This is a genomic window from Arthrobacter sp. AFG20, from assembly GCF_002892795.1.
Classification (GTDB): Bacteria; Actinomycetota; Actinomycetes; order Actinomycetales; family Micrococcaceae; genus Arthrobacter.
This window is the reverse complement of the sequence record NZ_PJMC01000004.1, coordinates 132750-155809: the sequence shown is the minus strand read 5'-3', so window position 1 is coordinate 155809 and position 23060 is coordinate 132750. Positions and strand designations below refer to the sequence as shown.

Genomic DNA, 23060 nt, shown 5'->3' with positions numbered 1-23060 from the left:
TGGGCCAGCGCCCCGGGACCGGCCCATCCGCAGCAGCCTGCTGAGCTGCGACGTCCTGAACGATGGTGGTCCCGATGAACCCCGCTGGCCGCGCTTCCGATCCATCCGCCCCTCCGCCGCGCCGGCTCATCGCTGCCCGCCCGGTGACGGCGTTCCTGGTCATTGCGATCGGGCTGACGTGGGTGGCGCTCATCCTGTCCATCACGCTGCTCGGCAATGCCGTGCCCGGCATCCTCGCCGAACTGCTGATCCTGCTGGGAACCGCCGTCCTGGTGACCAGAGCAGCCGACGGCAAGCCCGGCGTTAAGGCCCTGTTCCGCCAAACCGTCCGCTGGCGTGTCGGAACGGGCTGGTACGTGGCGGCAGTCCTTGCCCTGCCCGTCCTGACCGTACTCATCGCGGCCGCCGCCGGCACGTTCCATCAGCCCGCGGACGGGTGGGCCACGGTGGCAGGGTCATACCTGCTGAACACGCTGATCGTCGGCGCCCTGCTGGGGAACCTCTGGGAGGAGCTGGCCTGGACGGGGGTGGTCCAGCGCCGGCTGATGGAGCGCCGCGGCCTGGTGACCGGCAGCCTGCTCACCGCCATTCCCTTCGCGCTCATCCACTTCCCGCTGGCCTTTGCGGACAAGGGCTTCGGCGCCACCCCGTGGCCGGACGTGGCGGTCGCGTGGGGCGTGCTTCTGGTCTTCGCCCCGCTGTTCCGTCTGCTGGTGGGCATCGCCTACCTCGGAACGGGCCAGAGCCTGCTGATCGTGGCCCTCCTCCACGCCTCGTTCAACGCCTCGGAGCAGTCAAAACTAGCAGTGTTCGACGGCGCGTGGCAGCAGATTGCCGCGGCCACCCTTTTGCTTGTGGTCCTGGCGCTGCTCCGGAAATTCCGCACACTGACAGCGGAGGCGGGCCGTGGCGCACCGGTCGCCGGCTGAGCAGCCCACACCCGCCAGGCGGGCATTGCATCCTGGCGGCCCGGACCGCCGTCGGGCCCGGAAGGAGGGTGCGCACCACGGAACCGTATCGGGGCGCGGAACCAAAGCACGGCGCCGGACCACAGGGCCGCGCGGGGACCTGACCTGGCCGGCCGGCCACCGGCTCCCGCTGTTCTTTGCTCTTGCCTTCGCCATTTCATGGCTGCTGTGGCCGCTGACCCTCCTCAACCCGAACAGCTCGCCCCTGATACCGTTCGGACCCGCCCTGGCCGCGGCCATCACCGCCTACCTCGCAGGCGGCAAGGACGAACTGCTGCAACTGCTCCGGCAGCTGGCCCTCTGGCGCGTGGCCGGCCGCTGGTACGCCGCCGCCGCGGGACTGCCGTTTCTGCTGGTGGCGGTCTCTGCCGGACTCACGGTCTCCGGCGGCGCGCCTGCCCCGGAGCTAGGCCCGAATCCGGGCTGGTTCATGTTGCTGGGCACCTTCGCGTTCACGCTGGTGGCCGTAGGCCTCTTCGAGGAGCTGGGTTGGCGGGGCTACGCCCTGCCGCTCCTGCAGCGGGACCGCCCGTCCCTGTCGGCGGCGCTGCTCCTCGGGCTGGTGTGGGCGGCGTGGCACCTGCCGGAGCTGCTGTCGGATCCCACCGGGCAGCGGCCGGCGCTTCCGTTCCTGCTGATGGTCCTGGCGCAGTCCGTGCTGCTGGCCTGGCTCTACAACAGCAGCGGCAGCGTGCCCATCTGCATGGTCTTCCACGCGGCATTCAACACCTTCGGGGCCCTGGTTTTCCCCGCCATGCTGGGGCCGGGCTACCTCACGCTTTGGTGGACCGTTGCACTCCTTCATGTCCTGTCAGCGCTGGTGGTTATTGCCGTCGCCGGGCCCCTCCGGCTGGCCCGCACCCTTGACACGAACCCCTCCAATGGGATTACCTAATGAACATTCGGTAAATAAAGCTGGAGGCAACGACGCATGGCTGAAACGGCAATCCCCGGTGTGGCCCACCACATCCTCGAGAACGACTACGCCTCGGAATGGATGGGCATAGAAGTCCTCGCCCTGAGTGACGGCCACGCAACCATCCGGATGACCCTCCGGCAGGAGATGCTCAACGGCTTCGGCATGGCCCACGGCGGAATGATCTTCGCCTTTGCAGACTCCGCGTTCGCCCTCGCCTGCAACCCCGCGTCGCCTGCCGACCCTGACAGCATCACCGTTGCTGCCGGCGTCGACATCAACTTCCTCAAGCCGGCCTACCAGGGCCAGGTGATCACCGCCGTCGCCGACCGCCGCTCCAGCGCGGGCCGCAGCGGCCTTTACGACATCCAGATCTTCGCTGCTGATCCCGGTGCTGAGGCCAGTTCCGGCAAGCCGGGGGAACTCATTGCCGAGTTCCGCGGACGCAGCCGTACCATCCCCAAGAAGTAGGAAGCAGACCATGACCATCCACGCCCCTGAACCCACTGTCGCGGCAAGCACCGTCGCCACGCCCGCCGACGCGGTCCTCGACCCCGAGGAGACCATGTCCCGGGACGAACTTGAGGCGCTCCAGCTCAGCCGGCTCCAGCACACCGTCGCGTACGCCTACGACAGGGTCCCGCTGTACAAGAGGAAGTTCGACGACGCCGGAATCCACCCCTCGGACCTGCGCGAACTCGCCGACCTTGGCAACTTCCCCTTCACCACGAAGGAGGACCTGCGCCAGGAGTACCCGTTCGGCATGTTCGCCGTGCCGCAAAGCGAGGTGGCGCGCGTGCACGCAAGCTCGGGCACCACGGGCCGGCCCACCGTTGTCGGGTACACCAAGCAGGACCTGGCCGACTGGGCCAAACTCGTGGCACGCTGCCTCCGCGCCTCGGGCGTGCGGCCAGGCATGAAGGTCCACAACGCCTACGGCTACGGGCTGTTCACCGGCGGGCTGGGCGCCCACGCCGGCGCCGAAGCCCTCGGCTGCACGGTGATTCCGATGTCCGGCGGGCAGACTGAACGCCAAATCCAGATGATCCAGGACTTCAAGCCGGACGCCATCCTGGCCACACCCACCTACCTGCTCACCATAGCCGACGCCATGGCGCACATGGGCATCGACCCCACGTCCACCTCGCTGAAGTACGCGGTGCTCGGCGCGGAACCGTGGACGCAGGAAATGCGGCACGAGCTCGAGGTCACCATGAACATCAAAGCCTGCGACATCTACGGCCTCTCCGAAGTCATGGGGCCCGGCGTCGCGGGTGAATGCCTGGAGACCCAGGACGGCAGCCACATCTGGGAGGACCATTTCCGGCCGGAGATCATCGACCCGTTCAACCCGGCGCCGGGCAAGGAAAACGTGCTGGGCGACGGGGAACACGGCGAGCTGGTGTTCACCTCGCTCACCAAGGAAGCCCTGCCGATCATCCGCTACCGCACCAAGGACCTCACCCGCCTGCTTCCCGGCACCGCCCGCCCGGCGCACCGCCGGATGGGGCGGATCACCGGCCGCAGCGACGACATGATCATCCTCCGCGGCGTGAACCTCTTCCCGTCCCAGATCGAGGAAATCGCCCTGCGCATCCCCGAGCTCAGCCCGCACTTCCAGCTCGAGCTGACCCGGCCTGAGGGCCAGCGGATGGACCAGCTGACCGTGAAGATCGAGCGCCGTGACAACGTCACCACCGGGCAGAGCACGACGGCGGCCCGCACCCTGCGCGAGCAGATCAAGATCCACGTGGGTTCTTCGTGCACCGTTGACGTGGTGGAGCCCGGCTCGCTCGAGCGCTCCAACGGCAAGCTGCGCCGGATCTACGACCTGCGGCCGAAGGGGTAACCTCCGGGCTATCCGTCGTCTCGGGCCTGTGTGCGGGACACGCCCGAGACGACGGCTTCAGGCGGCGGTTACGGTGTGATCTCCCAGCCGAACATCATGGCGTGGTCCTCGTGCGCCAGGTTGTGGCAGTGCGCCACGTACGGCCCTACGAAGTCCCGGAAGCCGCGGTAGAGGATCACTGACTCGCCAGGGTCGAGGGCTGCCAGGTCTTCCTTCGAGACGTCGTCAGGATGCCCTGGATCTCCTGCACGCGTCACGTCCTTGCCGTTGCGCATGACGGTCCGGTGCTCCTCCATATGCAGGTGGAAGGGATGGACCCAGCCGCCGCCGCCGTTGCGAAGCTCCCAGAGGTTGAAGCTGCCCTTCTTTTGCTGGGCCAGAGGTGCGCGGCCGGCACGGTTTGTCAGGCTCGCCGCGACGGCGGCCGGATCGAAGGCCTTGCCGTTGATGAGCCACTCGGTCTCGCCTCCGGCGGCGCCGCGCTTCACCTCGAAGATCAGGCGGTTATCCAGCATGCTCTGCCAGTTGCTTGGCAGCGGGGGAAGCGGACGGAGGGCCGCCGGGATCCGGCTGTCGTCCGGGGCGTTGTCGCCAATCACGAACTTGAGCAGCGGCACCTTGTACTTCGGGTCGGGGAAGAAGCGGGACGAGTTGGACCACATGCGCCCGTTGGGCATCTTCATGACGTTGGTGAGGTAGATGACGTCGCCCTTGGTGGTGGGTGTTCCGTCCTGGTAGCGGGTGAAGTCGATGACCACTTCGCGGCGCTTCGCGGGCCACAATTCGAACGAGTGCCGCTTGATCGGGAACGGCAGGAGCCCGCCGTCCGAGGCGATCTGCGTGAACTGCATGCACTGCTGGCCGTCCTCAATGCGGTACTGGCCCTCAAGTTCGTCATCCTCGTAGCCGAGCGACACCGACGACTTCGCGCCCTTGGTGGAGCTCATCAGCTTGAACTCGTAGATCCTTGAGACCGAGGCGTCCAGGAACCGGAAACGGTACTTGCGCCGCTTGACCTCCAGCACCGGTGAGGCCGTGCCGTTGACCGCGCAGATGTCACCCACAAACCCATGATTGGGAAAGTGCTTGTAGAAGGTCTTGCCCCACCACTCCCGGTGCTTGGCAGGGTTCTTGGCGGCCGGGAACTCGCCCTGCACGTCGTGGATGTCCTTGTGCGTGGTCACGCCGTCGTCCAGACGGAAGTCCGAGAAGGCCAGCGGGATGTCGTAGTCCACGTCGAAGGACCCGTCCGGATTGTTCTTTCGGACACCTGGCAGGCGCAGTCCCTGCCGCTCGTCCCCCATGTCCATGCCGTTCTTCGGGTCGTAGATCGGGTAGAGGCCCACCAGGCCCTTGTAGACGTTCGAGCCGGTGTGGTCCATCGTGTGGTCGTGGAACCAAAAGAAGCTTTGCTTTTCCCGGTCGTCATTGCCGGCAGGCCAGTTCAGGTACAGCTGGTCGACCCACATCCGCGGCAGGAAGCCCGGGTGCTTCGGCCCGGACACCATCGAGTAGTGCGGGTTGCCGTCGCTCTCCGGCGCGGTGTGGCCGTTGTGCAGGTGGGTCAGGAAGGACCAGTCCGGCGAGCCGAAGTCCTGGCGGTCAAGGTTCAGAGGGTTCTCGTCCAGGTGGTTCTCGAAGCGGACGAGTGCCGGTTTGCCGTACTCGGCGTTGATCATCGGCCCCGGGAAGGTGCCGTTGAAGCCGTAGATCGTGCTGGGAGGCAACGTCCGCTTCGTGCCCGCGGCGAAGGTTCTGCCAGATGAATCGAACGAGACAGTCGGATTGCCGTCCGAGTCGATCGGCAGCACCTGGGACGTAGTGAACGCGTGGGTCCGAAGCAGCACATCGATCTTGTAGACGATCGGGTCTGGATAGCCAATCCGGCTCGGCCATAACTGGTGCTGTTCATTGCGCAGCGAGTTCTGCTGGCCCGGTCCCGGTCCCGGTGGATTCCGCCAAGCGTTGTACACCGACTTCGGCACCGGGGCCAGCGCCTTCGGGATGGGCAGCGGGTCGCTGAACGGCGAGACTATCAGCGGGCTCGTGGGGAACTTCTCTATGTAGAACACGACATCGCCAAGCGCCGTAGACGTGGCAGCGAAGGCGCCGTCGGGCGAGAGGAGCCCTCTCCGGGCCAGCAGCGGAGCCGCCCAGGTTTGTGCTGCCGCGAGTGCGGCGCCGGCTCCCCCGGCCGCGCTGAGCCGAAGCAGCGTGCGGCGCCTCAGCCCGTTGGTGTTTGCAGATTGTTCAGACATGGTCAGTGCCTCCTAGGCATGGCGGCATGTGCCAACTACACCGCCCCGGTCGTCAATCCAATAGGTATGGCTGTTGAGACCGAATCCTGACCGCAGGGACCTCCTTGTCCCGTGAATCAGCTTTGCTGCCGCTATTCCCCTTAGCGAAACTGTGGGATTCATACCTTGGGAAAAAACTGATGGCCGGCCGTGCAGACCCTCCGAATGGGCGGTCTGCCGGCGTTTTGTTTTCACCTGCTCCGGATTACCGAACGTTCATGAGAAAATAGCCCGTATGCCCAGTACAGCAGCCAGCACAGCAGCCCCCACCAAACGCGGCCGCCCCGGCTACGACCAGCAGTCCGTGCTGCTGATCGCCGTCGACGTCTTCAACCGCCACGGCTACGATGCCACATCCATGGGCATCCTGGCCGAAAACCTGGGCATCTCCAAGTCGGCGATCTACCATCATGTGCCGTCAAAGGGCGACCTGCTGAAGCTCGCCCTGGACCACGCGCTCGGCGGACTGGAAGCCATCCTGGACCAGCCGGGGGCAACCTCCGGGGCAGCCGACGCGCGGCTGGAGTTTGTGCTGCGCCAGACCATCGCCGTGCTGGTGGAGCGGCTGCCCTTCGTCACGCTGCTGCTGCGGCTGCGCGGGAACACGGACATCGAACGAGACGCCATGGAACGCCGTCGCGCCTTCGACCACAGGGTGGCGGAGCTGATCTCTGCGGCCCGCGATGAGGGGTCGCTGCGCCAGGACATCGATCCCCGCACCGTGACCCGGCTCCTGTTCGGAACCATCAACTCGATAGTCGAGTGGTACAAGCCAGGCGGTTCGCTCTCACCCGAAAAGCTGGCCGACGACGTCATCACCATGGCGTTCGACGGCCTGCACGCCAAGCCCTGACAGGCCAACGGGCAGGCGTTGGCGAATTAGCCGTTGACGCCGGGCGCCCTTATGCCCACCCTGAATGCATGGCCACGAAACTGTCGGATCTGCTGTTCGGCGCATTTCCTGATCTCCGGTACCAGCCCACCTCCAAAAGGATCCGCGCGGGCATCGACGGAAGTCCCGTCGTCGACACACGCGAAGCCCTCCTGGTCTGGGAACCGAAACGCGTCACCCCGGTTTACGCCGTGCCCGAAAAGGATCTGCTGGCGCGGCTCGAGCCGCCTGCAGCCGAGGGGGACGCCGGTCCGGACGAGTATCCGGTCCGCCTGATGGCAGAGGCGCCGCCGGCGCTGGACCCGCGAACCGGGTTCAGGCGGCACACTGCGGCGGGCGAGGAGCTCGACGTCGTGGCATCCGCGTTCAGCGTGCCCCGGGCCGCTTTCCGGCCCTCGGATCCGGACCTGGCGGGGTACGTCGTGCTGGATTTCGGCGCGTTCCACTGGCTCGAGGACCACGAGGAGATCATCGGCCACCCGAGGGACCCGTTCCACCGCGTGGACATCCGTGCCACCCTGCGGCGCATCGAGGTAAAGCTCGACGGTGTGCTGCTGGCCGATACTGTCGGAGCCCATCTGCTCTACGAAACGTTGCTTCCCGTGCGCTACTACATTCCGCCCGAGGACGTGCGGCTGAACCTGCTCGAGGCCAGCCCGCACCGGACCGTCTGCCCCTACAAGGGCGAGGCCAAGTACTGGAGCTATCCGGAGTCGGCCCGGGGCAAGAACATCGCCTGGGCCTACGACTCGCGGTTAATCGACGCCCGGCAGATCCACGGGCTGGTCTGCTTCTTCAACGAGCGGGCGGACGTGTTCGTGGACGGTGAGCCGCAGGACCACCCGGTCACCCCCTGGTCCTGAACGCTCCCTCACCTCCTGCCGCGCCTTTCCCACCCCTCCCTCACCTTTCGCTGCTTTTTGGCCAACCCTTCCTCACCTTTCGCTGCTTTTTGGCCAGCCCTACCTCACCTTTCGCCCCTTAAAACCAAACCCTTCCTCACCTAGGCGGGGAAGGGTTTGGAGTCTGCGACAGTGCGGCGGATCAGAGCTGATATTCAGCCTGTGTTCCGAGCCTCTCGTGGACGCAGAGGATGTTGTTTTCGGTGTCCATGAACCAGGCGCATTTCTCGGCGTCGGTTGCACAGATGTGGTGATCGGTCTTCAAATCGGGGAGGTCATAGTCCTGGAACCGAACGCCCTTGGACTCCATGTCCTGGACGGTCCGTTCAATGTCAGTGACCTCAAAACTCAATGCGGTGTGCTCGGAGTGCTTTCCGTCAGTTACAGGCATCAGCTGCAGCATAGGGCCGTCAGCGTTGCCGAATAAATCGCTTCCATCTTCAGCCTTGCCACGGTGTGGGAGGCCCAACGTTTCCGCGTAAAATCCGCGGGCGCGGTCCGGATCATCGACAGGCAGGATGGTTGTGGCTGTTCTCAGTGCTAGGGTCATTTCGCCACCTCCTACGCGGGTCATTTTACGCCCCGAAGCCCTGAAAGATCAGGGGAAATTCCTGACTGCCGGCACCATTGCGGAAGGGTTCCAGGAAACCCGACAGGACCTGAGGAAGCGTGCGGGTTACTTCTCCACGAGGGTGAGGACGTCGTAGGTGGCCACGATTTCGTCGTTCTGGTTGGTGAGGACGGCATCCCAGGCCACCTCGCCGTACTCGTCGGTCTCGCGCGGGGTTATCTTCTTGGCGGTAAGGGTCACCCGGATGGAGTCCCCCGCAGCCACAGGAGTGATGAAGCGCAGGCTCTCCAGGCCGTAGTTGGCCAGGACCGGACCCGGGGCGGGCTCAACGAACAGCCCGGCAGCCCAGGCCAGCAGCAGGTAGCCGTGCGCCACGATGCCCGGGAAGAACGGGTTGGCTTCCGCGGCCTCCTGGTTGGTGTGGGCGTAGAACGTGTCACCGGTCGAATTGGCGAAGGCCGAGATGTCCTCAAGCGCGACCTCGCGCAGCTCCGAACGGACAGCGTCGCCGATGCGCAGGGTCTCGAGGGACTTGCGGAACGGGTGCGTGCCCTCAGTGTCCATGGTGAAGTTGCGGTCGGCGCCGGTGTGCCAGATCCCGGTCACGGCGGTGAGCATGTTGGGCGAGCCCTGGATGGCGGTGCGCTGCATGTGGTGCATCACGGAGCGGATGCCGCCCAGTTCCTCGCCGCCGCCGGCGCGTCCGGGTCCGCCGTGGACCAGGTGCGGGACGGGCGATCCGTGGCCGGTTGACGAACGTGCGTCCTCGCGGTTCAGCATCAGCACGCGGCCGTGGTGGGCTGCGATGCCCGTGACGAGTTCCCGCGCCACGGACGGATCGTTGGTGCAGACCGAGGCGACCAGCGAACCGCCGCCGCGGGCGGCGAGCCGGACGGCGTCGGGAATGTCCTTGTACCCGATCACCGACGACACCGGACCGAAGGCCTCCAGCGAGTGGACCGGCTCGGCCTCGGCGTCAGCCCAGCTGAGCACCACGGGAGACATGAAGGCGCCACCCTCGACGACGCCCGTTGCTCCGTCCGCGCTGGTGACCGACGGCGAATCGAGGGTTCCGTACGCCAGCTCACCGCCGGCGTCGAGCATGGACTGCACGGCGGCGCGAACATCGGCGAGCTGCTCCACGGAGGCGAGCGCGCCCATGGTGACTCCCTCGGCGCGCGGATCGCCGAGCACCACGCGCTGCTCCACGCGGGCCCCGATGGCGGAAACCACGGCGGGCACCAGCTCCTGCGGCACGATCGCGCGGCGGATCGCGGTGCACTTCTGCCCGGCCTTGACCGTCATTTCGGTCACAACGGACTTGATGAAGGCGTCGAATTCCGGGGTGCCTTCCACCGCGTCCGGGCCGAGGATGGCGGCGTTTAGGGAGTCGGTCTCGGAGGTGAACCGCACGCCGCCCAGCACCACGTTCGGGTGAGACCTGAGGGACTGCGAGGTGGACGCCGAGCCGGTGAAGGCCACGAGGTCGCGGTAGTCCAGCACGTCCAGCAGCCCGCGGACCGAGCCGGAAATCAGCTGCAGCGATCCCTTGGGCAGGATGTTGGATTCGATGATGGCCTTCACCACGGCCGCGGCGACGTAGCCGGTGGGCGTGGCGGGCTTGACGATGGTGGGGACGCCGGCGATGAACGCGGGGGCGAGCTTCTCCAACATGCCCCAGACCGGGAAGTTGAAGGCGTTGATCTGCACGGCGACCCCGGGTATGCGGGTGTAGATATGCTCGCCAGCGAACGATCCGTCCTTGGACAGCACCTCCATGGGCCCGTCCACCACCACCTGGGCGTTGGGCAGTTCACGCCGGCCCTTGGACCCGAACGTGAAGAGCACGCCGATGCCGCCGTCGATGTCGATCATCGAGTCAATCTTCGTGGCGCCAGTCTGGGCAGAGAACGCATAGAAGTGCTCGCGCCGCGCGTTCAGGTACTGCGCGAGTTCCTTGAGCTTGAGGGCACGCTGGTGGAAGGTCAGCTTGCCGAGTTCCGTTTGGCCGGTGGTGCGGCCGTAGTCCACGACGGCGGCCAGGTCCAGTCCGTCTGTGCTCACCTTGGCCAGGATCTCGCCCGTGCTGGCGTCCCGGACGGGGACAGCGGAAGCTGCCGAGCCGGCGTCGGGAGTCCACCAGGAATCCTGCACGAAACTGGGGACGGTTTGCACGGTGTCCAGGGTGGCCTCGGGGGCAGTGGCGGTGGTGGTCATCGTTGACGGGTCCTTCCAACGGGGACAAATCTGATCCGGCCAGAACATTACTGACCGTCCGTTCGGTAATATGTCTACAGTACATGAATGTGCCCCGCTGCACACTAGTGGCACCGCACACGACCCAAGGAGAGCACATGACGCCGGAAGCCCGCGACGCAGAACTGACGGCTACCCAAGCACCCCAAGGCCCAACGCCCGGAGAGCTGTGGAAGATCACCCTCGGCGAGCTGGACGAGAAGATGGGAGTGAAAATCGTGGAGGAGTCCGTCGAGCGCGTCGTGGCGACGATGCCGGTGGAGGGTAACCGGCAGTCGTTCGGCCTTCTGCACGGCGGCGCCTCGCTGGCCGTGGGCGAGGCCGTGGGATCGTGGGCGGCGGTGATCCACGCCAGCACGCTGGGCAAGACCGCGGTGGGCGTGGACGTCTCCGCCACGCACCACCGCTCGGCCCGGACCGGCGTCATCACCATCACGGCCACCCCCATCCACCTCGGCGGCACCCTCACCACGCACGAAGTGCTGATCACCAACGACGCCGGGCAGCGGCTTTGCAGCATGCGGATCACCAACCTGCTGCTTGCCCCGAGGGCCTGACGTCTTCCCTGACGCCGTCTGAAGCCCTCCGCAGCACCGCCCCCCCCGGCTAGGCTGATCTGGTGACCGAGCTTGGCAGCCTGCCCCCCACCCTGATCGCGGTGGGCCTCCTGATGGCGCTGGCCGCTGCCGTCCTCAAAGGTTTCCGGGTTCCGCACGCCTTTGCGCCGGCCCTGGCCATCCTCCGCGGCGCGGCGCAACTCGCAGCCGTCAGCCTGATCCTCGGCGCCGTGATCGCCAGCGCCGAATGGGTGGCCGTGGCGCTGGCCGTCATGTTCACCGTCGCTGCCCTTACCGCCGCACGCCGCCTCGTCTGGTCCTGGCGCCACCTTGGCGTCGTGGCCGGTTCGATGGCAGTCGGCATCCTCGCAGCCCTGGTCATCGTGTTCGGTACCGGCGCCATCGAGTTCACCTCCCGCTACGCGCTGGCGATCGGCGGGATCGTGGTGGGCAATTCCATGGCGATTGCGGCGCTCGCGGGCCGCAGGTTCAACGAGGCCGTGATCGACCGCTGGGACCAGGTGGAGGGCTGGCTCGCCCTGGGCGCCTCTCCCCGGCAGGCGACCCGCGAGATGGCACGCAGCGCCGTATATTCCGCCCTCATTCCGTCGGTGGACCAGACCAAGACGACGGGCCTGGTCACGCTGCCGGGGGCCTTCGTCGGCGCGATCTTCGGCGGGCTTTCGCCGCTGGAGGCGGGCCGGTTCCAGATTGTGGTGCTGGCCTCGATCATGGCTGCCGGGTCGGTCACCGCCGTCCTGCTCATCGGCATGCTGGCACCGGTCCGGGTACGGCCCGCACCTCTCAGGTAGGAACCCGGCACGTGCCGTTGACATTGCGCCGGGCGCTTTGTACTCTGGCCGCTCCGGACCAGAGGCGGCGGCACTGCTGGGCCGGGCCCTCATTGTCTGCCCAGCAGGTGCAATCATGAGCACACGATCCACACGGGCCGCCGCGGCGCTGGCGGCCGTCCTCTTGGTAGTCCTACTGATGGGCTGCGTAGCGAAGCCTGCCCCTTCGACGTCGCCCACCCACTTTTACGTGAGTGCTGTGGGAAGCGACACCAACTCCGGGACGTCCCCGGATTCGCCCTGGCAGTCGCTGATGAAAGTCAACGAGACGGCATTCAACCCCGGAGACTCCCTCAGTTTCCGCAGGGGTGACGAGTGGATCGGCAAGGTCGTGCTCGACGAAAGCGGAACGCCGTCGTCGGCCATCAGACTGAACAGCTACGGGAACGGGGACCTGCCGACAATTACCAGCGGGGAGGGCGGAGACTGCTTCCGGCTGGACGGCAGCTACATCGAGGTTGACGGGCTGCGCGCCACCGGTTGCGGGTACGCGGGCTTCAACGTGTACGGCGACCACGTGGTGGTGAAGAATTCCGAGGCTTCCAAGAACAGCGCCGGAATTAGGGTGGGCACGGGTTCGGACTTCGGAAACTACTCCAACAACGTCCTGACGGACAACAACATCATGAACGTCAACAGCCCGGGAAGGCGGTGCGGCACCGCGGATGAAGCAAACTGCAGCGACGACTCGGGTGCGTTCGGCGTGCTGATCAACGGCAACGACAACGAGTTCTCGGGCAATACCGTCACCGGTTCCACGGCATACTCCTACGACTTCCGCCGGGACGGAAGCGCCTTCGAGATCTACGACGGCAGCCGCAACAACATCCATCACAACAAGGCCATAGACAACAACATGTTCTCCGAAGTCGGGCGCTCCGACGGGAAGGCAGACGGCAACACTTTCCGCTACAACCTGATCCGCTCCTCGTGCGGCAAGAAGTGCGCCGACGCCGCAGGCCTGATCATCCGCGGCCCGGACACACGCTACGGCCCCACCAACAGCACCACCTTCGAGTTCAACACGGTATGGCTTAACGGCAGCCGTTCGCGCGGCGTGGTCTGCCACGCTCGCTGCCCCTCGTCGACCGTCGTCCGCGCCAACATCCTCGTGGCCGTGCGTGACGCCCTGTGGATGGACGGGTCCGGCTGGACGGAGCAGTCTAACGTCGTCAACGGCCCCAGCAATGTCCCGCTCGACAACAGTTCTACGACGGCTCCCGCAAAATTCGCCGATCCCCGCAAGGATCTCCACCTCACCAGCGGCAGCCCGGCAATAGACCGCGCGGAGAGCAGCCATTCCGGGGTGGACCTGGACCTGAAGCCCGTTCCGCAAAAAGGGCACTGTTCCGGAGCCGGACTGGCCGACGCCGGCGCTTACGAATACAGCCCGGCCAACTGCTAGCTGTGGCGTAAGCCAGCAGCGTCTTCCGCGTGCTGCGGTGCGGGACGATAATCAGATATCCGCTCTGCACACCAATGGAGGTGTTGGATGTGTCTGTATACACGTTGGGTATCTGGCTTGTGAAGCCGGGCCACGAGGACGACTTCGTGAAGGCCTGGAAGGACATGGCCGACCGGACCCACAAGGATTATCCGGGTGGCCGGGGCCTGCTGAAGCGTGACCGTGATGTGCCCAACCGCTTCATTAGCACCGGGCCGTGGGCCTCACTCGAGCAGGTCGAACAGTGGCGGGCGTCGGCGACGTTCACCGAGGGTCTGGCGTCGATCCGCGACATCATTGAGCACTTCGAGCCGCACACGCTGGACGAAGCCGCCACAATCGGCTGAGCCGGCACGGCTCCATCTGCCCAGCTCTGTCCAATCCGACCGCGTCCCACATTGCACCAGCGCACCGTATGGCGCAGGCGCCATCTGTCGCTGTGCGGCTAGCGCCTGCCGCCGCGCCGCACGGCTACCAGCACCAGGCCGCCGAGCAGCAGAACCGCGCCCGCTACAGCAGCGGCGAGCGTCAGACCGGATACCCCCGTGTCGGCGAGCATCATCGGCCGTGAATCCGGGTCCGGAACTGCAGCCGGAAGCACGGCCACCACTGTAGGCTGCGGCGCGGGCGCGAGCACCGCAGGCTCGCCACCCTGAGCGGCCGCCGGCGGGGGCGCTGACGGTGACCCGCCGGGGCTGGGCGCACCGGCACCGGCACCGCCCGGTGCTGGCAGTTCAGGTGCCGCCGGTTCGGCCGCAGCGCGGAAGGTGCTCAGCCCGGAGCGGCTGAAGCCGTTTATCGTCTGGGCGGTGAACTCCCCGGCTGGAGCGGGCGCGCTGAAGGCCCATTTTCCCTGGGCGTCCACGTCCACGTCGAAGGGATCGCTGCCGGGCAAGGTGATCCGGACCTGCGTTCCCGCCGGAACGTCTGTGGCCGGCGCCGAGGCGAGCCGGCCGGCGACCCGCTGGCCGGTTTTGATGGGCCCCGGAGGCAGGACGCCGGCAAGGACTGGCCTGTTCAGAAACAGCCTCAGCTGCACGCCCGGAAGGACCGCCATGGATTCCTCGAGCGTTGCCGCCACGGCGAAGTTCTCGGTGGAGAAGCGGCTGTTGCCCGCGGAGTGTGTGCCCACGGCGTAGTTTCCGCTGATCCAGGGACCGCCGGAATCGCCGCCGCTGGATTCCACCGACCTGGACAACAATCCGCGGAAGGAACGCAGGTCTGCAGGGTCCCCCGAGCCCCCGCCCACTATGTAGATCCCCACCTCGTCGACAGTTCCGCACGACCACCCAACGGTTCGCCCCGAACGGCAGACGGGCTGCCCCTGGAACGGCGACGCCGTGCCCACAATTGGTACTGAGCCGGTTGCAAGATTGGTGGCATCCGCCCAGGTGGCGGCAGCCGGGCGCGCATCCAGGCCGGGGCGGATGGATTCCAGGACGGCGATGTCGTTTCCGGGGGTGCCGGGATTCTTCGGATCGGTGACCCGCGAGTTCCCGGGGCCGCCAAACTGGCTGAACCCGAACGTTCCGAGTTTTCCGGTAACCGCGCTTTCGGCCACGGATCCGCCCGCGGGATCCCCGGCGGGCAGGGTCACCTCGGCGAGCCGCGCGGCGCCGTCGTCAGCGCAGTGGCCGGCTGTGAGGACCAGGGGCCGGCCCTCGGCATCGAAGGCGCTGAACCCGGCGGAACAGGCCACCCAGCCGTCGATCCTGTACCCCTGCCCGCCGAAGAAGTCCTCCTCCCTGACCAGAGGCTCCCCGCTCTCCAGGACCACGTTGGCGTACTGCTCCACGAATTCCGACGGTGACAGGAGCGACCCGCCGGGCGAACCGGCAGACGGGGCAGCCGGACCGTCGGTGTCAGCAACACGCCCGGCCTGCGGCTCCGACTCGGGCTGGTTCACACCGCCCGTCCGGATAACGAACTTGCCGTCCGCCTCGGCCACGGCCTGGAGCCCGGCCGGTCCCACTTCCCGGAGGTAGGCCCGGTAAAGCTGGTCAATGCTCGTAGCACGGAGATCCGGGGCCGCTGGGTCCGGCTCGGCGGCAGGCTGCGTGGGCGAAGAATCGGCGGACGCCGGGAGCGGCGACGATTGCGAGGAAGGGGCCGCCGCGGCGGGCGCTTCGGAGGGCGCCAGCACGAACTCCTGCCGGGACTCGGCATCGGCCTCGTTGAGTGCGCGCACGGCGTTGGCGAGGTCCGCGCCCGTACCTTCGACCACGATTCTGCCCCCGCCCAGCCTGATCGACTCGAATCCTGCGGCCTTCCGGAGCCTGGGCAGGGCGGCGGCCGCGCGCTTGCCTTGCTCTCCTGCGGCATTGAATTCCGCCACGGTCATGCCGAGGTCCTGCAGAACGGCGTCGGCAAGGCCTTCTCCGGACAGTTCGGCTGTTGCGGTGCCGGCCGCCGGGACGGCCGGGGACGGCAAGGCTCCCGGGGCATCCCGGCCGCCCGCCGCCGGGACGGCCGGGGACGGCACGGCCGCCGGGGCAGCGGAGCCGCCCCCCGCCGTCGTGGTTTCCGCCGTCGTGGTTTCCGCCGTCGTGGTTTCCGGGGCAGCGTAAGCCGGCACGGACGCGAGCGGGGCACCGAGCGCCACCGCAGCCGCCGCCGCAAGGGCGAGTGCACGCCGGAGCAAAGGGGCGCATGTGGAAGAAGTCACAAGGCAACCCTAGCGCCGAGGGCGGCCAGCACAGACTCCAGCTCAGGCTCTGTGACGCCGTTCTGCAGCAGGAATTCCCGGGTGTTGAGCTGCCGCACGAAACCCAGAACCCGGGAACCGCGGATTTCCAGGAGCGGGGCGAGGGTTTCCTCGTCAAGGTAGCGTTCGTGCGGGTGCGGGGGCCACATGGTCCGGTGGCGTTCGTTAATGCCGCGCATGGCGGCCTGGTAGCTGGCGACGATCTCGGAGTCGTCAGCTCCGGCGAGGTCCTGCAGCATGGCCGCGATCATGCCGCTCCGGTCACGGCCGGCGGAACAGTGAATCACCACGGCCCCGGAGGAAGCGGCCACCGCCTTGAAGACGGCGGCCAGCCGGTCCGGGAACAAGCGGGCATTGGCGGCATAGTGCGCGGGATCGTTGAGATACGGATCGCAGAGGGCCTTGAACTCAAGGTTGTCCGGATCCTCCGTGGGCGCGTGGACGACGTCGAACGCGGCGAGCGCCCCGCCCACGTCAGGATCGCTGGGCCTGGGCTGGCGTTCGGCGGAGTTGCGGAGGTCGATGATGGTGCGGATGCCGTCCCCGTAGGCCTTCTTCCAGCCAGCCTCGGTGACCCATTCCCGCCGCCCCATCCGGTAGACGGAGCCAGCCACGAGCCAGGCGTTCACAGCCCCGTCCCAGCCGACCTGTCCGCTCTCATTCACGGAGCCAGCTAACCACACCTTCGGGTCCGGGTGCAGGGGCTTAAAGCAAGTAGTGCCGGACCACGCGGCGGAAAAACGAGTACCAGGTGCCGGGGTTCAGACCCTTCCGCAGGCATACCCTAGGGCGATGAGCGCCACTTCGCGCCGTCAGTTTCCAGGCCTGCCGCCCGCGGCAGGCCCGGCTCATCGCTTGCCGATTCTCCGCAGCCTTCCCTGCATCCGATTCCATGGTTTTCCCTGAATGAGGGGGTTTCATCGTGTTGACCAATGAACTGATCCGACGCCGCACAGCCCGACTGGCCGGTGTCCTGGCCGCTTTGGCGCTCACCGCCGGCCTTACCGCCGCACCGGCCACGGCCGCCGATCCGCCACCCATCTACCTCGGGTTTGGCGACTCCTATGCAGCAGGAATAGGCGGCGGGGCATATAAGGCAGGGCCCGCATGGATTCAGGAGCCCTGTATTCAGACGGAGGAGGCATATTCCACCATGCTGGACGGCGAAAACCTGGCTTGTTCGGGGGCGACCACGACAGGCGTGTCCGCCATCGTGACTGCTGCTGCCTACAACCCCGGCACGGCACGGTACCTGGCGAACGCCTCGGTCATCACAGTAACTGTGGGCGGAAACGACATCGACGCGGGAGCTGCGGCCGTGCAATGTGCAGCTTCCATCGCTACAGCAGCCTGCAAGGCCGCCTTGGTGAATTCGCTGGCGGTTAAGCTCCCCCAGCTGCCAGGCAAAATCAAGGCCATGGTGGCAGTGATCAAGAAAAACGCCCCCCGGGCCAGGATCGTGCTGACCGGATACCCCCGGCTGTTCACGGCGAACGCCTTGATGACCGAGCAGCAGAAGACCACTGTCCGCACCTTGAACTCCGCCGCGGACCTCCTCAACGGCACCATCGCACTCTCCGCGCTGGCCAACCGGGTGAAGTACGTCAGCGTCACGAACCAGTTCACCAACCATGGAATCGGATCCGCTGAGCCCTGGATCGTCGGACCCGAGCCAATCTGCAAGCTCTCGTACACCTGCGCGCCGGCCGGTCGACCCGAGGACGTGTTCCACCCGACCGCCACAGGTTACGCCTACGGGTACGTGCCTGCCCTCGCCGGGCTGGTGCCCTAAGGCCTCGCCGCTAGGGCCGGGCTCCGGTCGCGGGCCGGGGGTGTGCCCCCCGGCCCGCATGGCTAGGCTGGGAGCATGATCACAGTCTCGGGCACTGTCAGTTCTTCCCTGCCGGCGCGGACTGCGTTCGCCTACCTGTCCGCCTTCGAACACACCAGCGAATGGGATCCGGGCACGGCGGTGATGGACAGACTGACCGAGGGGCCCGTCGCCGTCGGCCACCGCTACCATGCCGAGGCGCTGTTCCGGAACAAGCGCCAGCCCATCGAGTATGAGGTCATCGAACTGTTCGACAACCACATCAAGCTCCGCGGTGAACACCAGAACCTCGTGGCCTTTGACTCGATCGACGTGCGGTCACTCAGTTCCGGCTCCGAGATCCTGTACACGGCCCAGTTCAGGATCAACTGGCCCTACAAACTGCTGCAGCCGATCCTCAAGCCGCAGTTCATGAAGCTGCGCGATCCGGCCCTGAACGGGCTTCGGCAGAAACTCGAGTCGCTGTAACCGTCCCAGCCGCAAGTCAGCCCAGGAGGACTCCATGAGCAGCCAGAACCCCGACCCCCTTGAAGACCACATCACCGGGTTGGAACCGGGCGGCGGAGTGCCGCCGGGGGAAACACCGCCCGGTGAAGGCTCCACCGGCGGACCGCAGGGGCACGACGAGGGCGGACCGCCGCGGGGAACCCAGGTGGCGGTGCTGGTTTTGATCGGAATCGTGGTGCTGCTGTGCCTGCTGTTCTTCGTCGGCTACATCGTCGGCCTGCTCTAGGCGGGCGGCGGTAGACGGCCGCGGGTCAGGTTCCGCAGGTCAGTCAGCCCAGTCGAAGAAGCCCTTGCCGGTCTTGCGGCCCAGTTCGCCGCGGGCCACCTTGTCCCTGAGGATCTGCGGCGGAGCGAAGCGCTCCCCCAGCGTCGAGTGCAGGTACTCGGCGATGCCCAGACGGACGTCCAGTCCCACAATGTCGGTGGTCTTCAGCGGTCCGGTGGGGTGCTTGTAGCCGAGCACCATGGCGGCGTCGATGTCCTCCGCGGAGGCCACGCCCTCCTCGACCATTCGCATCGCTTCCAACGCAATCGCCACGCCCAGCCGCGAGGACGCAAACCCCGGGGCATCATTGACGACGACGGCGGTCTTGCCCAGCGCTTCCGTCCAGCCTTTCGCTTGGGCCGCCAGCTCGGCTGACGTCTCTTTGGCCACCACCACCTCGATCAAGGTGGAGGCGGGCACGGGATTGAAGAAATGCAGCCCCACGAAACTGGCTGGCCGCTGCAGCTGGGCGGCGAGATCGGTAACCGAGAGCGACGACGTGTTCGAGGCCAGGAACGCCCCGGGCGCCAGCTGTTCCTCGACGGCCTTCAGGGCACTGACCTTCAGCTCGAAATCCTCCGGGACCGCCTCCACCACGAGGCCGCAGCCGGCGAAGGCCGAGTAGTCCGTGGACGCGCTGAACCGCGCCAGGACATCCTCCGGGGCTCCGTCCAGAACGCCGCGGGCAGCGGACTTGGCAACGGCGTCGGCGACCCGGGTGCGCGCACCGGCGGCAGCATCGTCGTCGCGCTCCACCACCACCACTGTGGCGCCCTTGATGAGGAAGGCGTGGGCGATTCCTGCGCCCATCCGGCCGCCGCCGAGGACTCCGACGTACTGGGGAATGGCGGTCATGACTTCGTCCCGTCTGTTTTCTTCTTGTCGTTTTTCTTATCCAGGAAAGCCTGCATCCGGTCGAACTTGGCCTGCGATTCGAACAGGATTCCCTGCGCCAGCTGGTCGATCAGCGGGTGCGCCTCGGCCGGCGCGTGGAACACCGACTTGGTGATCCGGACGGCCAGCGGGTCCTGCCGGGCGATGCGGTCGGCCAGCCGGTGGGCGGCGTCCATGAGCTCGGCGGCTTCGTAGAGTTCAGTGACGAGGTTGACGGCGAGGGCCTCCTCGGCTTTCAGCACCCGTCCGGCCAGCAGGATTTCCTTGGCCACGGGCTCCCCCACCAGCTCCTTCAGCCGCCAGCTGGCACCGGCAGCCGCAAGGATGCCAAGCCCCGTTTCCGGGTTTCCGATCCGAACGGCCGGGGTGCCGATCCGGAAGTCGGCGGCGTAAGCCAGCTCTGCCCCGCCGCCCAGGCAGTAGCCGTCCAGCGCCGCGATCACCGGCATGGGCAGCTTGGCGATCCGCACAAAGATGGTGGAGTTGATGCCCTGCAGCGCGTCATCGCGGCGCCGTTCCCGCAGCTGCGCGATGTCCGCCCCCGACGCGAAAACGCCTTCGGTGCCGGCGATGATGAGGACCTTGGGGTTCTTCTCCAGCTCGGCGCACACGGCATGGAGCTCGTCTACCATCTGCTGGTCAATGGCGTTCCGGACGTCGGGGCGGTTGAGGAGCACCACCACCCGGTCCGCGCGCTCTTCGACCAGGAGGGTGCTGAACTCCCGGGTGCTCAAGTGTCCGTTCGCGCTGTCCTGGCCCGGCACTACACGCGCTCCAGCAGCATGGCCGTGCCCTGGCCCACGCCGATGCACATGGTGGCCAGGCCGATCCGCGCATCTTCGCGCTCCATCCGGCCCAGCAAGGTGATGGCGATCCGGGAGCCGCTGGAACCCAGCGGGTGCCCCAAAGCGATCGCGCCGCCGTCGTTGTTCACAATGTCCGGGTCCAGCCCAAGGCGCCGCACGCTGGCCAGGGATTGGGTGGCAAACGCTTCGTTAAGTTCGACGGCGCCAAGGTCTCCGACGCTGAGCCCGTTCCGCTTAAGCACCTTCTGGGTGGCCGGGACCGGGCCGATGCCCATGATCTCCGGCTCGCAGCCGGCGGACGCGCCGTCGATGATGCGGGCGCGGGGCGTCAGGCCGAGCCGCTGGATGGCGGCCTCGGAGGCGACGATGATCGCGGAGGCGCCGTCATTGAGGGAGGACGAGTTGCCGGCGGTGACCACCGAGCCGCCCGGAACCACGGGACGGAGACCGGACAGCACGTCCATGCTGGTGCCTGCGCGGGGCCCCTCATCGGTGTCCACCACCGTCTCGGCCTTGCGGGTCTTGACCGTTACCGGGACGATTTCGTCCTTGAAGCGGCCCGCCTCAATCGCGGCCAGGGACCGCTCATGGGAGCGGACGGCGAACGCGTCGGCGTCCTCGCGGGAAATGCCATCCACGCGGCCCACTTCCTCCGCGGTTTCCGGCATGGAGAACGTCATCTTCCCGTCGCGCGACAGCTCGCCCTTCTTGAACAGGGGGTTCACGAACCGCCAGCCGATGGAGGTGTCGAAGATGTCGCCGGGCTTCGCGAACGCCGCCTGCGGCTTCTCCTGGACCCAGGGCGCACGGCTCATGGACTCGACGCCGCCGGCCACCACGATGTCCGCGGCCCCGGACTTGATCATCTGGCTGGCCATGATGATGGCGCTCAGGCCCGAGGCGCAGAGCCGGTTCACGGTGATGCCGGGGATGTGCAGCGGCAGGCCGGCGAGGATGGTCGCCATGCGCGCCACGTTGCGGTTCTCCTCGCCGGCGCCGTTGGCATTGCCGAGGATGACCTCGTCGATAGCATCCGGATCCACACCCGCCCGGGCCACGGCCTCGCGGACCACCAGCGCGGCGAGATCATCGGGCCGGACCGCCGAAAGCGCTCCGCCATACCGTCCCACCGGGGTGCGGGCACCGCCCACCAGAAAAGCCTCGACCATGAGAACATCCTTTTCGCAGAAGCTGGGCCGGAAGCGAATAAATTACCGACCGTTCGTTCTATAAAGATTACACGGTGCGGGCAACCGGTCAACGGAACTGGAGTTTTTGTCCACTTGTCGCGACCTAACGTGCCTCGAAGTCGTGACAAGTGGACAAAAACTCTTCCGCTTTTCGCGCGGCACCATCAGCGTCAGGCGACGACCACGCCCAGGTGGGCCGCCAGGAGCGGAGCCAGGAGTCCCAGCTGGTACTCGTCAATCACGACGCCGGCCAGGCTGCCAAGGCCGCTGATGCTCCGGAAGTCCGTGCCGCGCAGGTCGAAGTCCTTCAGCTTGGCGCCAGCCAGGTCCAGGCTTCCGATGGTGCAGTTTTTCAGCGCTACCCTGGCGGCGGTTGCGGAACCCAGGTCCAGCTCGCTGATGATGCAGTCACTGATCTGCACGTCCGCCAGGCGTGAGCCCCGCAGATTCAGGTAGTCCAGCTTGCCGCCGTCGATCCGCACCGACTGCCAGCCGCTCTCATAGAGCTCCGCCGACCCCCATCTGGGGTTGCTGATGACGACGTCGTGCATGGTGGACCGGGCCAGGTTCAGGACGGGGGCAAAGGCCTCCTCGATGATGCAGTCCCGGAAGGTTGCGCCCCGCAGCTGGGCTTCATTGAAGGAGACGCCGGCGAACTCACATTCGGCGAAGGTGATGCCGCTGAGCTCCAGCCCGTCGGCGGCCGCGCGCCTGTACCGCATTCCGTCGTACCGTGCCGCGCGGCTGAAATCCGGCGCATCGTCCTCGCGCAGGTCCTCCAGCCGCACGGGCGCCAGCCTCGGCGGCGTGACCTTCGATGCCGCACCCTGCCGGGGTTTCCCCGGGTTCCTGCCCGCCACTACAGCTGCTCCGCTTTCGCGGCAATCTCGGCGAGGTCCTTCGCCAGGGCCTTACGCGTCACGCTCATGCCCAGCCGCCCGAACAGGGCGAACATCAGCCGGCTGAACACGGTGGGCCGGAGAACCTCCGCGCCGAAGGTCAGGGTCAGCTCGGTCCCGCCGTCCCGCTCTACCAGGGTGAACCTGGACGTGTAGTCCGCTCCGCCCTGCAGCGCTTTGACTGTTGTGCTGCGTGGCGGATCCGCCTGGGATACCCACATCTCCACGGTTTCGCGCCGGCCCATCATGGACCTCGTCTCCTTCCAGCGGGTCCCTTCGCCGTACGGCCCCTCGCTGACCATCTGGATGGACTCGATGCCGGAAAGCGTGGCGGCCGACCCTGGAATATCCGAGATCACCTGCCAGACTTTCTCCGGAGTGGCGTTCACGTGCTGACTCAGGCTGATGCTGTGATCCATCCTTTGAGCCTAGCCGCGGGACCGACATTTTTGCCTCACCGC

At 66.8% G+C, this 23060-nt stretch carries 23 protein-coding genes; 13 read left to right on the top strand and 10 right to left on the bottom strand.

Annotated elements, in window-relative coordinates; all coding sequences use genetic code 11:
* Nucleotides 1-74: 74 nt before the first annotated feature.
* From CXZ05_RS06060 to paaK, 4 genes are read left to right on the top strand one after another with little or no spacing between them, the layout of a single operon-like run.
* Nucleotides 75-929 carry a CPBP family intramembrane glutamic endopeptidase gene (locus CXZ05_RS06060; protein ID WP_180987290.1) on the top strand — a complete coding sequence of 285 codons (855 nt, stop codon included), beginning with the start codon at nucleotides 75-77 and terminating at the stop codon, nucleotides 927-929.
* Entirely contained in the window at nucleotides 907-1863 is a 957-nt protein-coding gene (locus tag CXZ05_RS06055; protein WP_102971719.1) for a CPBP family intramembrane glutamic endopeptidase, read from the top strand. The genes CXZ05_RS06060 and CXZ05_RS06055 overlap by 23 nt, the downstream gene beginning before the upstream one ends.
* Nucleotides 1864-1899: 36 nt before the next feature.
* The gene (locus CXZ05_RS06050) at nucleotides 1900-2355 is read left to right on the top strand and encodes a hotdog fold thioesterase (protein WP_102971718.1); all 456 of its coding nucleotides are present in this window, start codon (nucleotides 1900-1902) and stop codon (nucleotides 2353-2355) included.
* 10 nt (nucleotides 2356-2365) lie between these two features.
* The gene (gene paaK / locus CXZ05_RS06045) at nucleotides 2366-3733 is read left to right on the top strand and encodes a phenylacetate--CoA ligase PaaK (RefSeq protein ID WP_180987289.1); all 1368 of its coding nucleotides are present in this window, start codon (nucleotides 2366-2368) and stop codon (nucleotides 3731-3733) included.
* Nucleotides 3734-3801: 68 nt separating this feature from the next.
* Here paaK and CXZ05_RS06040 read toward each other — a convergent pair whose 3' ends face one another.
* Nucleotides 3802-5991, bottom strand: coding sequence for a multicopper oxidase family protein (locus CXZ05_RS06040; RefSeq protein WP_102971717.1), 2190 nt, complete (start codon nucleotides 5989-5991; stop codon nucleotides 3802-3804).
* Nucleotides 5992-6265: 274 nt separating this feature from the next.
* Between CXZ05_RS06040 and CXZ05_RS06035 the strand changes: the two genes are divergently transcribed.
* Entirely contained in the window at nucleotides 6266-6883 is a 618-nt protein-coding gene (locus CXZ05_RS06035; protein ID WP_102971716.1) for a TetR/AcrR family transcriptional regulator, read from the top strand.
* Between the two features lie 68 nt (nucleotides 6884-6951).
* A complete protein-coding gene (locus CXZ05_RS06030) occupies nucleotides 6952-7785 on the top strand; it encodes a DUF427 domain-containing protein (RefSeq protein ID WP_102971715.1) in 834 nt (277 codons plus the stop codon).
* A 181-nt stretch (nucleotides 7786-7966) separates the two neighbouring features.
* Here CXZ05_RS06030 and CXZ05_RS06025 read toward each other — a convergent pair whose 3' ends face one another.
* Together CXZ05_RS06025 and paaZ are read right to left on the bottom strand one after the other, a co-directional pair.
* The gene (locus tag CXZ05_RS06025; protein WP_102971714.1) at nucleotides 7967-8374 is read right to left on the bottom strand and encodes a VOC family protein; all 408 of its coding nucleotides are present in this window, start codon (nucleotides 8372-8374) and stop codon (nucleotides 7967-7969) included.
* 126 nt (nucleotides 8375-8500) lie between these two features.
* Nucleotides 8501-10612: a phenylacetic acid degradation bifunctional protein PaaZ gene (gene paaZ, locus CXZ05_RS06020; protein WP_102971713.1), complete on the bottom strand. Its 2112-nt coding sequence runs from the start codon at nucleotides 10610-10612 to the stop codon at nucleotides 8501-8503.
* A 137-nt stretch (nucleotides 10613-10749) separates the two neighbouring features.
* On the opposite strand from paaZ, the gene CXZ05_RS06015 reads away from it, so the two are divergent.
* From CXZ05_RS06015 to CXZ05_RS06000, 4 genes are all read left to right on the top strand, one after another.
* Nucleotides 10750-11208, top strand: coding sequence for a PaaI family thioesterase (locus CXZ05_RS06015; protein WP_374754626.1), 459 nt, complete (start codon nucleotides 10750-10752; stop codon nucleotides 11206-11208).
* 62 nt (nucleotides 11209-11270) lie between these two features.
* A complete protein-coding gene (locus tag CXZ05_RS06010; RefSeq protein WP_102971712.1) occupies nucleotides 11271-12020 on the top strand; it encodes an ABC transporter permease in 750 nt (249 codons plus the stop codon).
* A gap of 115 nt (nucleotides 12021-12135) precedes the next feature.
* A complete protein-coding gene (locus CXZ05_RS06005) occupies nucleotides 12136-13464 on the top strand; it encodes a hypothetical protein (RefSeq protein WP_102971902.1) in 1329 nt (442 codons plus the stop codon).
* Nucleotides 13465-13553: 89 nt separating this feature from the next.
* On the top strand, nucleotides 13554-13850 hold the full coding sequence (locus tag CXZ05_RS06000) for an antibiotic biosynthesis monooxygenase (RefSeq protein ID WP_258006464.1): 297 nt from the start codon (nucleotides 13554-13556) through the stop codon (nucleotides 13848-13850).
* A gap of 98 nt (nucleotides 13851-13948) precedes the next feature.
* Here CXZ05_RS06000 and CXZ05_RS05995 read toward each other — a convergent pair whose 3' ends face one another.
* Complete coding sequence (locus CXZ05_RS05995; protein WP_180987287.1) at nucleotides 13949-16168, bottom strand: S1 family peptidase; 2220 nt, start codon at nucleotides 16166-16168, stop codon at nucleotides 13949-13951.
* A complete protein-coding gene (locus tag CXZ05_RS05990) occupies nucleotides 16165-16872 on the bottom strand; it encodes a tyrosine-protein phosphatase (RefSeq protein WP_102971709.1) in 708 nt (235 codons plus the stop codon). The genes CXZ05_RS05995 and CXZ05_RS05990 overlap by 4 nt, the downstream gene beginning before the upstream one ends.
* Nucleotides 16873-17129: 257 nt before the next feature.
* Here CXZ05_RS05990 and CXZ05_RS05985 point away from each other — a divergent pair, with 257 nt between their 5' ends.
* The 3 genes from CXZ05_RS05985 to CXZ05_RS05975 all read left to right on the top strand — a co-directional run bounded on the left by CXZ05_RS05985 (nucleotide 17130) and on the right by CXZ05_RS05975 (nucleotide 18771).
* Nucleotides 17130-17999, top strand: coding sequence for an SGNH/GDSL hydrolase family protein (locus CXZ05_RS05985; RefSeq protein WP_180987286.1), 870 nt, complete (start codon nucleotides 17130-17132; stop codon nucleotides 17997-17999).
* A 75-nt stretch (nucleotides 18000-18074) separates the two neighbouring features.
* Nucleotides 18075-18506: an SRPBCC family protein gene (locus CXZ05_RS05980; protein WP_102971707.1), complete on the top strand. Its 432-nt coding sequence runs from the start codon at nucleotides 18075-18077 to the stop codon at nucleotides 18504-18506.
* A 34-nt stretch (nucleotides 18507-18540) separates the two neighbouring features.
* Complete coding sequence (locus CXZ05_RS05975; protein WP_102971706.1) at nucleotides 18541-18771, top strand: DUF6480 family protein; 231 nt, start codon at nucleotides 18541-18543, stop codon at nucleotides 18769-18771.
* A gap of 39 nt (nucleotides 18772-18810) precedes the next feature.
* Here the strand turns inward: CXZ05_RS05975 and CXZ05_RS05970 are convergent, their stop codons facing one another.
* The 5 genes from CXZ05_RS05970 to CXZ05_RS05950 form a co-directional block, all read right to left on the bottom strand.
* Nucleotides 18811-19665: a 3-hydroxyacyl-CoA dehydrogenase family protein gene (locus CXZ05_RS05970; protein WP_102971705.1), complete on the bottom strand. Its 855-nt coding sequence runs from the start codon at nucleotides 19663-19665 to the stop codon at nucleotides 18811-18813.
* Nucleotides 19662-20438, bottom strand: a complete 777-nt coding sequence (locus CXZ05_RS05965; RefSeq protein WP_102971901.1) for an enoyl-CoA hydratase/isomerase family protein — start codon at nucleotides 20436-20438, stop codon at nucleotides 19662-19664. The genes CXZ05_RS05970 and CXZ05_RS05965 overlap by 4 nt, the downstream gene beginning before the upstream one ends.
* 29 nt (nucleotides 20439-20467) lie before the next feature.
* The gene (locus CXZ05_RS05960; protein WP_102971704.1) at nucleotides 20468-21679 is read right to left on the bottom strand and encodes a thiolase family protein; all 1212 of its coding nucleotides are present in this window, start codon (nucleotides 21677-21679) and stop codon (nucleotides 20468-20470) included.
* A gap of 191 nt (nucleotides 21680-21870) precedes the next feature.
* Nucleotides 21871-22560 (bottom strand): pentapeptide repeat-containing protein, encoded by a 690-nt coding sequence (locus tag CXZ05_RS05955; protein ID WP_102971703.1) that lies wholly within the window; start codon nucleotides 22558-22560, stop codon nucleotides 21871-21873.
* Nucleotides 22560-23018, bottom strand: coding sequence for an SRPBCC family protein (locus tag CXZ05_RS05950; protein ID WP_102971702.1), 459 nt, complete (start codon nucleotides 23016-23018; stop codon nucleotides 22560-22562). Before CXZ05_RS05950 ends, CXZ05_RS05955 begins: the two co-directional genes overlap by 1 nt.
* Nucleotides 23019-23060: the final 42 nt, after the last annotated feature.